We start from the raw sequence: 13,321 nt of genomic DNA on the forward strand, positions 1-13,321 counted from the left end.
TCGGTTCCTAGTTCTGCCTTGCGAGCGCGGCCATGAGTTGCTTTTTCACGGTCTGGCAATCTGTTTTGTTTTCAAAAATGCTGCGGGCTTGTTTGCCCCATGAAGTCGCTTGAACAACACTGATCAATTGGGTGGCGACCAGATTGACTTCTCTTGACAGCATATCCAGATCATGTTGATCCAGTGCAAGCGATGCCCCATTCTGTGATTTCAATCTGATGCAGATGACGTGCAGCACCAGCCAGGCAGCGTGCTTCAGTATTTCTTTTCCAGGAAGAGACCCTTCGGGCAATGTCGTGGGATCTGATATCGACCGAGACTCATCTCGAATTTTTTCCCGTACATACCGCCCGATTTGCACTGTGCGCCACATCTGCCGCGCCGTCAGTGAATCCGGAAACAATCGAGAATAAGAATCCCGCAATGGGTCTTTTGAAGAAACCATATCTTTCCGGCTAAACAATCGCTTCTGATCTGTTTTCGCTGCAATAACGAAATCTATCCAATCATTTCCGGTGATGGTACAGGCTAAGAATGGTGCTGCTTCCCTAGCGCTGAAGCAACGATCAGACAGCGCAGGGTCGTCAGCCCCTTCCTGCACCAGATAATCAACATCGCTGGCCCGCAAGGTTTGTTGCCACATTATCTGACGCTCATCCAGCGCCGCAAAGTCTTCTAACTCAACGGAGTTCTGGCGATTGCGGTATTGCGTGACGCGATCCCCGAAATCCTCTGGTGCATTATTCAGGCAGATCAGTGTAACCATCACTTCCGTGGCATGTTCTTCATAGTGCGCCACCGGCTCGCGTGCAATCGCCCCTACAGTCTGCGCACCATTGATGATGGAAATTCCTTTGGCTAGAAATTTTCCAGATCGCCGATGACTGTCACGAGGAGATTGCTCTTGAATGGAATGACACAGAAATGTCACGCCATTGTTGAAATAGAAAAAGTGATCGGCTTCTTCCCGCAGTGTTTTGCTCAGTCCGGCATTGACCGTGGTTGATCCTTTGAATCGGCGAATATTGCGTTCAACCAGACGCTCTTTGTGTTCTGCCCAAAGCTCAGCAAGATACTTCGCATCAATCCGGCCATAGAACGAACGATATGGGGATTGTGTATGCCCGAAATCGCGAAGTTCCAGCGTTGCATCAATAGGCGCTGCAGATAACCCCGCCATGTGCAGCTCGTGCAGTGTGCTCAGGCCGTAAGAAAAGCAACGAACAAAACCGGGGTTGGTGCCATTGAAGGCATTTTCTAAATCGTTGAATATATTGCGCTTATCATCCGCCATGGCTGTGCCGGAGTAAACAAGTATCACCCTGACACGGCACGACTCACTATTAAGCGCATTTTCGATCTGCGCCTGACGTTTGCGCAGGTCTTGGTTGAAGCGATCGAACTTCCCATGAAGCAAATCCGTGACGCCATCTCGAAACTTCGAGACGTCTCCCAATTCAGGCTCACCAGAACCAGAATCTTTATATTTTGATTGAACCAGCCAGATGGTCTGATCTGGTGCAAGGTAAACAGAATCTATACCGTGGTCAAAGCCTCCGTCAATGCTGGCCGCAACAGCCTCTTCCAGAGTGGCTTTGGCTTCTTCATGCAGAACAAAGGCAGCGATCGCCTTGGATAGAAAGTTGCTCTTCTTTGCTTCTGGTTTTGTTCCCTCTCCTTTAATGTGGGCCGAATAATCGGCCTCAAGTTTTTGACATAAAATATCCAGCTCCAGCGGTCTGGCCTGAGAAATTGCCACTATATGATCCCCCATTCGATGGTGAACAACGTCTGATCATCCACCTGTTGTTTCAACTGAGATTCGAGCTGAGAAATCAGATCGTTGCGCTCGCTCTCGATCTCGTCTTGCCGATTGAACAATTCGCGCCGCAGTTTGCTGCGCTTGCTTTCCAGTTCGCGCTGGCTTTTCTGCCAGTGCAGTTTCTCGTCCAGCGTCGCAGCGACGGCCGCTGTTCGGCGGACTTCCTTGATTTCTCGGTCAATGTCCTTGATGTCCTGCTCCAGGCCCACCTTCAGGTCATCCGCCCAAGCGTCGAGCTTCTGAACCTCCTGACCGAAGTAACCAAGGTGCCGCTGATTGACCTCACCCAACAGTGCGCCCAAGCGTTTCTTCACATCGGCATGCAGCGCCGCATGGCTTGACTCACTGGCAAATTCCGCAGGCACCACCATCGCTGGCAGCTTGAGCAGCTTGTCCGGGTCGTTTTCCGCCAGCACCACCCCGTCCACCGTGCAGGCCGCCACGATCAGGTGCTCCTCCTCCTGACCCAGCGCGGTCACGGACACCCGTTTCAGGGTCAGCCACCCGGTCTGGCCTCGATACGGCAAGAGGGTGCTGACCAGCGTGCCATGCGCGGCATAGTCGAACACGAGGCGCACTGGCTGGCCAGACAACGAACGTGACTTGGCCTGCGCCAGTGCCCATTGCGCCAGGGTGTGCCCGATGCGGTAGGTATGGGCGGCTCCCTCATCGGCCCCCGCACCGTCCCCTTTGCGCTTGGGCAACTCATAGCGCCCCAGGGCAATCGGTTCGACTCCTTGTGCAACCGTCCCGGCTGGAACGTCGTGCAGCAAAAAACCGTGGTCATCGAATTCGGCGGCCCCGGCGAGTTCCGCCCGCGTCACGTCCATCAGCAGATTTTCAAACCGACTCCGGACCTCCAGGCTGTCTGCGGCCCGGACACGCAGCTTGTCTTGCACTTCTTGGTCGAAGTTCTCCAGCAGCATTTGCCGGGTCTTGGCCATCTCCTTGGTGATCTCGACCGCCAGGTCCAGCCGCAGTTGCTCGAAGCTGGCGCGAATGGCGTCCGGCTCGCGGCAGGTTTGATAAATCTCGGCAATGCGCCGCTCGAAATCCACGCCCGAGCCGATGGTGCCCAGCACTTCATCGCTGGCCCCGAAGACGCCTTCGAACAACTTGAATTTTTCTTCCAGCAACTCATAGACCCGCACATCCGCCTCGTTGCTGCGGTCGATGAAGTTCACCACGACGACATCGTGCTTCTGCCCATAGCGGTGACAACGCCCGATGCGTTGCTCGATGCGCTGGGGATTCCAAGGCAGGTCGTAATTGATCACCAGCGAGCAGAACTGCAGGTTGATGCCCTCCGCGCCCGCTTCGGTGGCGATCATGACGGTGCCACGGTCACGGAATTGCTCGACCAGCGCCGCCCGGGTATCGGCTGTTTTTGACCCCGTGATGCGGTCGGTCCCTTCGTGGCGCTTGAGCCAGTCCTTGTAGACCGCTTGCGCTCGGGCGTCGCTGTTGGTGCCGTTGAACAGCACGATGCCTTCGCCATATTCGGTATCCGCCAGCAGCGACAGCAAGTAGCTCTGCGTGCGCTTGGACTCGGTGAAGATGATGGCCTTCTTGGCCGCGCCCAGCCGCTCCAGCTCGGTGAACGCGCGGGCCAGCGCCGTCAGCAGGGCGGCGCCCTTGGCGTTCTCGCGGATGTTGAGGGCCAGATTGCCAAAGTGGCGCAGCTCCTCGATTTCCTGCGTGACCGCATCGCGGGTGTCACGCCGATAGGGATCGACGGCACCTTCCGCCCCATTCCACTCCTCTGCGGTTTCATCGAGCGACTCGTAGTCGTCATCGAGTTCCTCGGCCAGATCGGGCAGGTCTGCAGACTCGTCGAGTTTTCCTTGCAGCCGCTTCGCCATCGTCTCCAGTGCCCCGGCAATGGCGTGCGTGGAGGACGCCAGCAGCTTCCACAGCACCAGCGAGATCAGTTGACGCTGCCCCTCGGGCATGGCCTGGAGCTTCGGGCGGCGCAGGTAGTCGGCCACCAGCGCGGACAGCTCTTGCTCTTCCGGCGACGGCGTGAACTCCTGAACGATGGCGATCCGGGCGGTATAGGACACATACGGCTGCACCTGCCGGCGCAGGGTGCGCTTGCAGACCGTCGCCAGCCGTTGCCGCAACCCTTGAAACGCCTGCTCCCGACTCTGTGCGGCGAATTGGGTGCGAAAGCTGTCGAGATCGCCGAACACGCGGTCGTCGATCATGCTGACCAGCCCGTACAACTCCAGCAAGGAGTTTTGCAGTGGCGTCGCCGTCAGCAGCACCTTGGAATGCACATGGCCGAGCGCGTCCTTGAGCGTCTTGGCAATGACATTGCCCGTCTTGTAGACATTGCGCAGACGGTGGGCCTCGTCCAGTACCACCAGATCCCACTCAATCGCCTTGATGTCGCTGGCCTTGGACTTCGCGAACTGGTACGAGCAGATGACCGGGCCGGTCGTGCCGGTGAGGAATGGACTTTTGTTCCCCGCCTTCTTGAGCGCGTTGTAGCTCTTGGCTTCCAGAATCACGCCTTGCAGATGGAACTTGTCCTGCAGTTCCTGGTGCCACTGCTTGCGCAGATTGGCCGGCGCGATGATCAGGATGCGCAGCCGCCGCTCGGCCCATCGCTGCGAGATGACCAGCCCTGCCTCGATGGTCTTGCCCAGCCCGACCTCGTCCGCCAGGATCACGCCGCGAGACAGCGGGTTCTTGCAGGCGAACAGCGCCGCTTCCACCTGATGCGGGTTGAGGTCGATTTGCGAATCGACCAAGGTGGACGCCAGCGATTCGACCGTGTCACCGGCTGCGCGCCGGGTCAGCAACCAGGCGCAGTATTGGCTTTGGTGCGGTGTCAGTGGCGGGGGTGGCATCGGCGGGAACCTTGTGGTGCGATCAGTGCGAGGAATGCGGCGTCAGCGGGCGCACCTGCAATTGTTCATCAGCCGTCCGAGGATGGGCGGCAACGCAGTCAAGGCGTTCGCTTTGGTCGAATGTCCCGGCGTTCGCGCTGGCGATACGCGGAGAGGGCCGCGCCGAGCAGGCAGAACAACGGAACGAGGTACTGCCCCACGCTGGCCATCGACTGAATGATCATCCGCACCACCTGCGCACCCGCCTGACCCGGCTGCAACGGCGTCACCGCCATGGGCGCCGCGAGGCGATGCAACACGACATAGGCCACGATGGCCAGCACGACGCCCACCCACCAAGGCAGCTTGGCGACGAGGCCCGTCACCGCGTCGGCGCCGCTGGTCTTTCGTCTGCGAGACATGGTTGTTTCTCCCCTGGTGGCCGTGTGGTTCTGTCATTGCCGGCTGGGGTCACGATGGCCTGAGAGTCAGGCGCCCGCCTTGTTTTTGCCGTGCAGCGAACGACGATAGCAGCCGGATACGCCGTTGCGGACAGCGGTGATGGGCTGAAAGTGAGAAATTATTCCGCTGTCAACGAGGGCGGGACCGCATCGCTGGTTCGATGCAAAGAAGCGAGCGCATGCGCTTTCTCGGCCGGAAGTACCGTCACGGTACGTGTTCAAGAAGAGATCAACCCGCTGTGAGGTGTGCCATGCACTGGGATGTCAAAACCGTCAAGCCGCTGCCGGAGTACCGCCTGTATGTAGAAATCGAGGACGGCCGGCGCGGCATCTTCGACATGAAACCGTACCTGGAACGCGGTGTATTCCGTGAACTCAAGGACGAGCGGTACTTCCGGCGCGTCGGCATCCTCTACGGCGCCGTGACCTGGCCCCATGAGCAGGACATCGCGCCCGAAACACTGCTGGCCGAGATGACCCCGGTGCAGGAAGCACCGCTGAGTCGCTGAATTACCCTCGGCGGGGCTGTGCAACAGCACCCTTCGGAACCGCCACCAGCCGCACGCCCAACGCCTCGCACACCCGGTTGACCGTATCGAAGCGCGGGTGCGCCCCCGGCCGCAGCGCCTTGTAGAGTGCCTCTCGCCCCAGCCCGGAGTCCTTGGCGATCTGCGCCATGCCCCGCGCCTTGGCGATGTGCCCCAGCGCGTCGGCCAGCTCGCCCGCATCGCCCTCGGCCAGCACCACGCTCAGGTACTGCGCCACGGCCTCGTCGTTATCCAGGTAGTCCGCCATGTCGAACTCGGGCAGGTCAGCGATCTTGGGCATCTTCGTCCTTGGTGGTCATCAGGGTGGAGGCAGGCGCCTGTGCGCTGCGCCCGCTCCAGCCGGCGAACCAGCCAGATACGAGTCATGCCGTCACGCAGCGATTTCAGCCCAGCGTCGAACTTGCGGTGTGCACTTGGCCTCGATTCTGGCTGACATAGGCGCGGCTCAAGCCCGAAGCATCGGCTGCCCATAATCCCGCATGGACCGTCTCAAGCAGCTCGAAACCTTCGCCGCCGTCGTCAGCCGTGGCAGCCTGAGCGCCGCCGCGCAGGCCGAGGGCGTGGCGCCCGCCGTGATCGGCCGGCGCCTCGACGCGCTGGAAGAGCGCCTCGGCGTGAAGCTGATGGTGCGCACCACCCGCCGGCTCTCGCTCACCCACGAGGGCAGCGCCTTCCTGGAGGACTGCACCCGCATCCTGGCCGACATCGCCAGCGCCGAGGCCAGCGTCAGCGCCGGCGGCGTCAAGGCCAGCGGCCATGTGCGCATCACCGCGCCCGGCGGCTTCGGCCGGCGCCATGTCGCGCCGCTGGTGCCGGGCTTCCTGGCGCAGCACCCGGAGGTGTCGATCTCGCTGAACCTCTCCGACCGGGTGATCGATCTGGTCAACGAGGGCTACGACTGCGCGGTGCGCGTCGGCGACCTGCCCGACTCCAGCCTGATCTCGGTGCGGCTGGCCGACAACCGGCGGCTGTGCGTGGCCGCGCCCGCCTATCTGGCGCGCGCCGGCGTGCCGCAGCATCCGCTGGAGCTGATGCGCGGCGGCCATGAATGCCTGACGCTGAGTTCCGAGGCCAGCCAGTCGCGCGGCTGGGCCTTCACGATCGACGGCACGGTGCAGCACCTGCGCCCGCCCGGCCGGCTCGACTGCACCGACGGCCAGGTGCTGCACGCCTGGTGCCTGGCCGGCCTGGGCCTGGCCTGGCGCAGCACCTGGGAGGTCGAGGCCGATCTGGCCGCCGGGCGGCTGGCGAGCGTGCTCGACGCGCACGCCGCGCCGCCCAACGGCATCTACGCGGTGCTGCCGCATGTGCGCCACCTGCCGCTGCGGGTGCGGCTGTGGATCGATTTCCTGAAGCACTCCTACGCGACACCGGGCTACTGGACTGCAGGATGAGGCGCAGCCGCACACTTCATGGCAGCATGATCTCCGGCAACAATTCACGAACCCCAAAGTACCAGGGGCCGGACCGAGGAGAGCGACGATGAAGTGGGATGGACAGCGCGAAAGCAGCCAGATCGAGGACCGCCGGGGCAGTGGCGGAGGCGGTCGGGGTGGCGGCGGCATCCGGGTGGGTGGCGGGCGCGGGGTCGGCCTGGGCACGATCGCGGTCGCGCTGGTGGCCGGCTGGATCTTCGGCATCAACCCCGGCACGATCATCGGCGTGCTCGGCGGCCTGGAGGGGGCGGCCCCCGGCGCCACGCAGCAGGCCCCGGCGCCCGGCGCGACACGCAGCGCGCCGCAGGACGAGAACGCACGCTTCGTCTCGACGGTGCTGGCCTCGACCGAGGACATCTGGCAGGAGACCTTCCAGGCCTCCGGCCGCGACTACCGCAAGCCGGTGCTGGTGCTCTACCGCGGCTCGACCCGCTCGGCCTGCGGCACCGGCCAGGCGGCGATGGGGCCGTTCTACTGCCCCGGCGACGAGAAGGTCTACCTCGACCTGGGCTTCTTCGAAACGATGCGCCGCCAGCTCGGCGCGCCGGGCGACTTCGCGCAGGCCTATGTGGTGGCGCACGAGGTCGGCCACCATGTGCAGCACCTGCTGGGCATCACCGACCGGGTCGACGCGCTGCGCGGCCGCCAGAGCGAGGCGCAGGCCAACGCGATGTCGGTGCGGCTGGAGCTGCAGGCCGACTGCTTCGCCGGCGTCTGGGCCGGACGCTCGCAGCAGGCCAAGAACTGGCTCGAGCAGGGCGATCTGGAGGAAGCCATGAACGCCGCCTCGCAGATCGGCGACGACACGCTGCAGCAGAACGCCGGCGGCGCGGTGCGCCCGGAGAGCTTCACGCACGGCTCGAGCGCGCAGCGCATGCGCTGGTTCCAGCGCGGCTTCCAGAGCGGCCAGGTGTCGCAGTGCGACACCTTCCAGGCACGCAGCCTCTGACCTCTGAAAGAGGCGCGTTCAGCGCCCTGCCGCTCCCACCCCAAATCCCCAGGCCACCAGCGCAAAGCTGCCAAAGGCCAGCACCGTCGAGGCCAGGATGATCCGGGCCACGCGGCCGTTGTCGGCGCGGTAGCGCTCGGCCAGCAGCGAGACATTGCTGGCGCTGGGCAGGGCGGCCGCCAGCGTCAGCACCATCAGCTGGAAGTCGCTCAGGCCCAGGCCGGCCTGCTGGGCCAGCCGGCCGCCACCCCAGACCAGCGCAGGATGCACGACCAGCTTGATCAGCGCCACCGGCAGATAGCGGCGCGGCGACATCGGCGGCGCGGGCTGTCCCTGCGCATCCAGCCCGGAGCGCCACAGCACCGCGCCGATGGTGAACAGCGCCACCGGGCTGGCCGCGTCGGCCAGCATCGCGATCACCCGGTCGACCGGACCAGGCAGCGTCAGTCCGGTGACCGACATCAGCGCGCCCAGCCCGATCGACCACGGCAGCGGATTGGACAGCGCCGCGCGCAGCGAGCGCAGCACCGCCGCCCGCGCAGCCGCCGCGTCGCCCGCATGCGAGGCAGCCGGATCATCGTGATGCAGCTGCGCGATGGCGATGCACAGCGAGCTGGTGACGAACAGGTCCAGCAGCACCGTGGTGATGACCGGCCCGGCCGCCGCCGGCCCGAGCAGCGCCACCAGCAGCGGCACGCCCATGAAGCCGGTGTTGGGAAAGGCCGCCACCAGCGCACCGAAGGCGGCGTCGCGCAGATTGCCGGCCGCGCGCCGGGTCAGCACGATGGTCAGCGCCACCACCGTCAGCGCGCAGGCCAGATAGAGCCCCAGCACCGCCGGGTCGAGCAGCTCGGCCACCGGCAGCCGCGCGCCGAAGCGCAGCAGCATGCAGGGCAGCGCGAAGTACAGCACGAAAGCGTTGAGCCCGGGCACCGCCGCCAGCGGCAGCAGCCCGCGCCGCGCGGCGAGGTAGCCGATCAGGATCAGCGCGAAGAACGGAACAGTGACGGTGAGGATGGCCTGCATGGTCCGGCAGTATCCCAGCGATGTTCCGGGGTGACATCCGGACCGGCATGCCGGACAGCGACAATCGGCGATCCGTTTTTCCACATCCGCCGTCCGACGGAGACCCGCCCGTGACCCTCGCCTCCCCCGCCCTGCGCAGCCTGGCGCGCTTCAGCGTGATCGCCTCGACGCTGCTGGCGCTTGCGCTCGCCTGGCTCTACCACTTCGCGCCGCGTCATCTGGCGCTGGTCGAGCTGACCCGCTATGCGCCCTTCCTGATCTATCTGGTGCCGGGGCTGATCGCCTTTGCGCTGTCCTGGCTGCTGGCGCCGCTGTGGCGCGTCATCGCCGCGCTGACGCTGATGCTGATGCTGACCGCGGTGATGGACGTCTCCACCGGCCTGAGAAGCGATCCGCTGCCGCCCGATGCCGCGGCGGCCGGCGTGCGGCCGGTGCGGCTGATGACCTACAACATCAAGTCCTACCGGGCCGCCTTCCGCTGGGGCGGCTTCGTGCCGCTGAACAACGAGATCGCCTCGCAGCAGCCCGACATCCTGGTGATGCAGGACGCCCGCGAGGTCTCCCGCGCCGGCGACCTGCCCTTCGGCATGCGCGAGGTGCTGCCCCAGCACAAGCTCTACGCCTACGGCCAGTACGCGATCGCCAGCCGCTTTCCGCTGTCGGACTGCCGGCGCGGCGACATCTCCTTCCGCGGCGAGAAGCACGAGTACATCCGCTGCACCGTCGACATCGGCGGCACGCTGGTCGACGTGATCACCGCCCACCTGCTGACCCCGCGCGCCGGCCTGAACGCCGCCCGCTTCGAGCTGCACCAGGGCCTGGACGACTGGAATCACAATGTCGCCGACCGCATGACCCAGGTCGACGCGCTGGTGCGCGATCTGGTGCCGCTGCGCCGTCCGACCATCCTGGCCGGCGACCTGAACGCGCCCGAGCACTCGCCGGTGGTGCGCACGCTGATGGCGACCGGCCTGCGCAACGCCTTCTCCACCGCCGGCCGTGGCTGGGGCTACACGCACGGCCATTCGCTCAAGCCCTGGGTGAGCTTCCTGCGCATCGACCACATCCTGGTCAGCCCGGAGATCGGCGTGACCTCGGCGCATGTCGGCTGGCGCGGCGGCTCCGAGCACCGCCCGGTCATCGCCGATCTGCTGGTGCCGGTGCGCCAGGGCCTGCGCCAACCTGTGGACAAGTCTGTGGATAAACCTGTGGACAAGTCTTCGGGCAAGTCGAAGTGAGCCGCCCTCGCCCCGACTGGACGCCGCCGATGCGCGACGGTGTCGGTGCCAGCCGCGTGGCGGTGCAGCCGGGCGCGGGGCGCACGGTGCTCGAGTTTCTCTGCGCCCGGCTGCCGGCGCTGGATGCCGAGGCCTGGCGCGCCCGCCTGGACGCCGGCGAGGTGCTGGCCGCCGATGGCCGGCCTGTGGACAAGTCCGAGCCCTGTGGACAACACCGGCTGCTCTGGTACTGGCGCCGCCTGGATGCACCCGAGCCGCGCGTGCCCTTCGACGAAATCATCCTGCACCGCGACGAGCGGCTGCTGGTGGTCGACAAGCCGCATTTCCTGCCGATGACGCCCAAGGGACGCCATCTGCACGAGACGCTGCTGGTGCGGCTGAAGAAGGCCACCGGGCTGGAGACGCTGGTGCCGCTGCACCGGCTCGACCGCGAGACCGCCGGCGTGGTGCTGTTCTCGCTCGATCCGGCCAGCCGCGGCGCCTACCAGGCGCTGTTCCGCGACCGCGCGATCGAGAAGGTCTACGAGGCGGTTGCGCCCTGGCGCGAGGCGCTGGGCGCGACGCTGCCGCGCCTGCACGCCAGCCGCCTGGCCGAGCGCGAGGGCGAACGCTTCATGCAGATGCACGAGGTGCCGGGCGAGCCCGACGCCTTCACCCGCATCGCGCTGATGGAGCGCGACGCCGCCAGCGGCCTGGCGCGCTACCGGCTCGAGCCGCTGACCGGGCGCAAGCACCAGCTGCGCGCGCACCTGGCCGCGCTGGGCGTGCCGATCGTCGGCGACCGCATCTATCCGGTGCTGCAGCCCGAGCCAGCGCCGGACACGCCGCCCGACTGGCGCGAGCCGCTGCGCCTGCTCGCGCGCGAGATCGCCTTCGTCGATCCGATCGACGGCCGCACGCGGCGCTTCGCCAGCACGCGCCGGCTGTCGCTGAACCCCCCAGGCATCAAGCCAGCGACGGCTTGAGGAAGATGTCCTTGTCGGGAAAGAACTGGGTGTGCAGCGGCAGCAGCGCGCCGCCCAGCGCCCGTGCATGCGCGCCGACCCGGCCGGTCAGCAGCGCCGGCGCGTGCAGGCCGTCGAAGCGGTAGACCGCCAGGCGCTGGCCGGTGCGCTCGATCAGCGCATCGATCAGCGGCCGCGCCAGCGAGCCGTCGACGATCACCGCGTCCAGATCGAGCATCGCCGAGCCGCTGGCGGTGGTCATCGCCAGCGCCAGGCTCGCCTGCTCCAGCCAGGGCTCGACCAGCGCGGCGAAGCGCGGCTCGACGATGTCGTCGCGCTGCACCTGCAGCGGATCCAGCCCGGCCTGCAGCAGCGCCTGCTCCAGCTGCCAGCCCGAGGCGACCTCGAGCAGCTGCTGCGGCGGCTCGCCGCCACGCGCCAGACCGACCGGCAGCGAGCCGATCGCGCCGGCATTGCCGCGCTGGCCGGTCACGATGTGGCCCGACAGCACCAGCCCGCCACCGACGAAGGTGCCGACGAAAATGTAGAGAAAGCTGCGCACCGCGGTGCCATGGCCCTGCAGCAGCTCGGCCACGCAGGCGGCGGTGGTGTCCTTGGCGAAGCTCACCGGCAGGTGCGTCATCGCCTCGACCTCGCGGCGCAGGTCCAGATGCTCCCAGCCGGCCAGCGCGCCGTGCGCCCGCGAGCCCAGCACGCCCGACCATTTCTCCATCGACAGCGGCGAACTCAGGCCCAGCCCGACCACCCTCGCCCACAGGTCGCCGAGCTGCTGCTGCAGCCGCGTCAGCCCCTCGGCGATGCAGGGCAGCACCCGCGCCGGATCGGGCAGGTCGTAATGGAATTCATGGCGATGGCGCACCCGACCGACGAAGTCGCAGGCCAGCACCTCCAGGCTGCGCCGGCCGACCTGCACGCCCAGGCTGATCGCGCCGTCCGGGTTGAGCGCCAGCGGCACCGAGGGCTGGCCGATGCGCCCGCGCACCCGCTCCTGCTTGAGCAGCAGCCCGTCGTCGAGCAGCCGGCTGACGATGATCGAGACGGTCTGCGACGACAGCTGCGTCAGCCGCGCCAGATCGGCCTTGGCGATCGCGCCGTGCAGGCGGATCGCCTGCAGCACGGTGCGCTCGTTGAACTGGCGCATGCCGCTGTGGTTCGACCCACGAACGGCACGTTCGTCAGGCTCGAAGGTGGCGGCGGAAAGGGAGTGCATGGCGGCAGACAGGATCGGAGCGGCCCAGCATGCCCGAATCGGGGGCACAGCTCCATTAGTAAATCACCTAGTTTTACTTAGATCTTTCCCGAGGAGAAAACCCTGCACCGTACCGCGAGAATAGCGGACATGGCCGATCTGCTGCACCCCGCCCCCTCCCCGCGCCCCGACTTTCATCTCTGCCTCGACAGCGCCGATCTCGACGCGCTGCGCACCTGCCTGCCGCATCCGCTGGTGCATGGCGTGACGACCAACCCGACGCTGCTGCGCCGCGCCGGGCTGCGCCAGGCCGACCTGCCGAGGCTGGTCGAAACGCTGCTGGGCTGGCGGGTCCGGCAGGTGCAGGTCCAGGTGAGCTGCGCGCAGACCGACGAGATGCTGCGCGAGGCCGACGGCCTGATCGCGCTGGCCGATCCCGGCCAGCTGGTGGTGAAGATCCCGGCCACCCGCGAGGGCCTGGCCGCCGGCGCCGAGCTGGCGCGCCGTGGCGTGCCGGTCACCTTCACCGCGGTGTGGGCGCCGGAGCAGGCGCTGTTCGCCGCGATGCTCGGCGCCGCCTATGCCGCGCCGTATCTCGGCCGGATGCAGGATGCCGGCCTCGACGGACTGGCGCAGATCGCGCAGATGCAGGCCCGCCTGGAGGGCAGCGCCGCGCCGACCCGGCTGCTGGTGGCCAGCCTGCGCAGCCGCCAGGCCTGCCTGGACGTGATCGCGCTGGGCGCGCGGGCGATCACCATTCCGCCCGCCCTGTTCGCCGAGCTGATCGATCACGAGCCGACCCGTGCGGCCGAACGGGTCTTTCTGGCCGACGCGCGGGCCGACGACTGAGATC

Annotated in this window: 12 protein-coding genes; 6 read left to right on the plus strand and 6 right to left on the minus strand. The window is 66.0% G+C overall.

Features of this window, described 5'->3' with window-relative positions; translation table 11 throughout:
* Positions 1-7: 7 nt before the first annotated feature.
* The 3 genes from NFT33_RS12550 to NFT33_RS12560 form a co-directional block, all read right to left on the minus strand.
* Complete coding sequence (locus NFT33_RS12550; protein WP_251675788.1) at positions 8-1,759, minus strand: AIPR family protein; 1,752 nt, start codon at positions 1,757-1,759, stop codon at positions 8-10.
* Positions 1,759-4,677 (minus strand): SNF2-related protein, encoded by a 2,919-nt coding sequence (locus NFT33_RS12555; RefSeq protein WP_251675789.1) that lies wholly within the window; start codon positions 4,675-4,677, stop codon positions 1,759-1,761. Before NFT33_RS12555 ends, NFT33_RS12550 begins: the two co-directional genes overlap by 1 nt.
* A gap of 98 nt (positions 4,678-4,775) precedes the next feature.
* Positions 4,776-5,078 carry a hypothetical protein gene (locus NFT33_RS12560; protein WP_251675791.1) on the minus strand — a complete coding sequence of 101 codons (303 nt, stop codon included), beginning with the start codon at positions 5,076-5,078 and terminating at the stop codon, positions 4,776-4,778.
* Positions 5,079-5,368: 290 nt separating this feature from the next.
* Between NFT33_RS12560 and NFT33_RS12565 the strand changes: the two genes are divergently transcribed.
* On the plus strand, positions 5,369-5,626 hold the full coding sequence (locus tag NFT33_RS12565) for a DUF2442 domain-containing protein (protein ID WP_251675793.1): 258 nt from the start codon (positions 5,369-5,371) through the stop codon (positions 5,624-5,626).
* A 1-nt stretch (position 5,627) separates the two neighbouring features.
* Here the strand turns inward: NFT33_RS12565 and NFT33_RS12570 are convergent, their stop codons facing one another.
* Positions 5,628-5,945 (minus strand): addiction module antidote protein, encoded by a 318-nt coding sequence (locus tag NFT33_RS12570; RefSeq protein ID WP_251675795.1) that lies wholly within the window; start codon positions 5,943-5,945, stop codon positions 5,628-5,630.
* A 199-nt stretch (positions 5,946-6,144) separates the two neighbouring features.
* Here NFT33_RS12570 and NFT33_RS12575 point away from each other — a divergent pair, with 199 nt between their 5' ends.
* Entirely contained in the window at positions 6,145-7,059 is a 915-nt protein-coding gene (locus tag NFT33_RS12575) for a LysR family transcriptional regulator (protein WP_251675797.1), read from the plus strand.
* Between the two features lie 88 nt (positions 7,060-7,147).
* A complete protein-coding gene (gene ypfJ / locus NFT33_RS12580) occupies positions 7,148-8,050 on the plus strand; it encodes a KPN_02809 family neutral zinc metallopeptidase (protein ID WP_251675799.1) in 903 nt (300 codons plus the stop codon).
* Between the two features lie 18 nt (positions 8,051-8,068).
* Here the strand turns inward: ypfJ and NFT33_RS12585 are convergent, their stop codons facing one another.
* On the minus strand, positions 8,069-9,076 hold the full coding sequence (locus NFT33_RS12585; RefSeq protein ID WP_220786359.1) for an AEC family transporter: 1,008 nt from the start codon (positions 9,074-9,076) through the stop codon (positions 8,069-8,071).
* A 110-nt stretch (positions 9,077-9,186) separates the two neighbouring features.
* Between NFT33_RS12585 and NFT33_RS12590 the strand changes: the two genes are divergently transcribed.
* Positions 9,187-10,314 (plus strand): endonuclease/exonuclease/phosphatase family protein, encoded by a 1,128-nt coding sequence (locus NFT33_RS12590; RefSeq protein WP_251675801.1) that lies wholly within the window; start codon positions 9,187-9,189, stop codon positions 10,312-10,314.
* Positions 10,315-10,343: 29 nt separating this feature from the next.
* Complete coding sequence (locus NFT33_RS12595; protein ID WP_251675803.1) at positions 10,344-11,279, plus strand: pseudouridine synthase; 936 nt, start codon at positions 10,344-10,346, stop codon at positions 11,277-11,279.
* Here NFT33_RS12595 and NFT33_RS12600 read toward each other — a convergent pair.
* Positions 11,260-12,489, minus strand: a complete 1,230-nt coding sequence (locus tag NFT33_RS12600; protein ID WP_251675805.1) for an ROK family transcriptional regulator — start codon at positions 12,487-12,489, stop codon at positions 11,260-11,262. The two genes, NFT33_RS12595 and NFT33_RS12600, sit on opposite strands and share 20 nt — an antisense overlap.
* 129 nt (positions 12,490-12,618) lie before the next feature.
* On the opposite strand from NFT33_RS12600, the gene NFT33_RS12605 reads away from it, so the two are divergent.
* Positions 12,619-13,317: a transaldolase family protein gene (locus tag NFT33_RS12605; RefSeq protein WP_251675807.1), complete on the plus strand. Its 699-nt coding sequence runs from the start codon at positions 12,619-12,621 to the stop codon at positions 13,315-13,317.
* The last annotated feature ends 4 nt before the right edge of the window (positions 13,318-13,321 follow it).

It is taken from the genome of Sphaerotilus sp. FB-3, from assembly GCF_023706025.1.
GTDB lineage: Bacteria > Pseudomonadota > Gammaproteobacteria > Burkholderiales > Burkholderiaceae_C > Sphaerotilus > Sphaerotilus sulfidivorans.

Coding starts and splice junctions, on each gene's coding strand:
- NFT33_RS12560 (WP_251675791.1), bottom strand. CDS start 5,078: ATGTCTCGCAGACGAAAGACCAGCGGCGCCGACGCGGTGACGGGCCTC.
- NFT33_RS12600 (WP_251675805.1), bottom strand. CDS start 12,489: ATGCACTCCCTTTCCGCCGCCACCTTCGAGCCTGACGAACGTGCCGTT.
- NFT33_RS12595 (WP_251675803.1), top strand. CDS start 10,344: ATGCGCGACGGTGTCGGTGCCAGCCGCGTGGCGGTGCAGCCGGGCGCG.
- ypfJ (WP_251675799.1), top strand. CDS start 7,148: ATGAAGTGGGATGGACAGCGCGAAAGCAGCCAGATCGAGGACCGCCGG.
- NFT33_RS12605 (WP_251675807.1), top strand. CDS start 12,619: ATGGCCGATCTGCTGCACCCCGCCCCCTCCCCGCGCCCCGACTTTCAT.
- NFT33_RS12585 (WP_220786359.1), bottom strand. CDS start 9,076: ATGCAGGCCATCCTCACCGTCACTGTTCCGTTCTTCGCGCTGATCCTG.
- NFT33_RS12575 (WP_251675797.1), top strand. CDS start 6,145: ATGGACCGTCTCAAGCAGCTCGAAACCTTCGCCGCCGTCGTCAGCCGT.
- NFT33_RS12555 (WP_251675789.1), bottom strand. CDS start 4,677: ATGCCACCCCCGCCACTGACACCGCACCAAAGCCAATACTGCGCCTGG.
- NFT33_RS12570 (WP_251675795.1), bottom strand. CDS start 5,945: ATGCCCAAGATCGCTGACCTGCCCGAGTTCGACATGGCGGACTACCTG.
- NFT33_RS12565 (WP_251675793.1), top strand. CDS start 5,369: ATGCACTGGGATGTCAAAACCGTCAAGCCGCTGCCGGAGTACCGCCTG.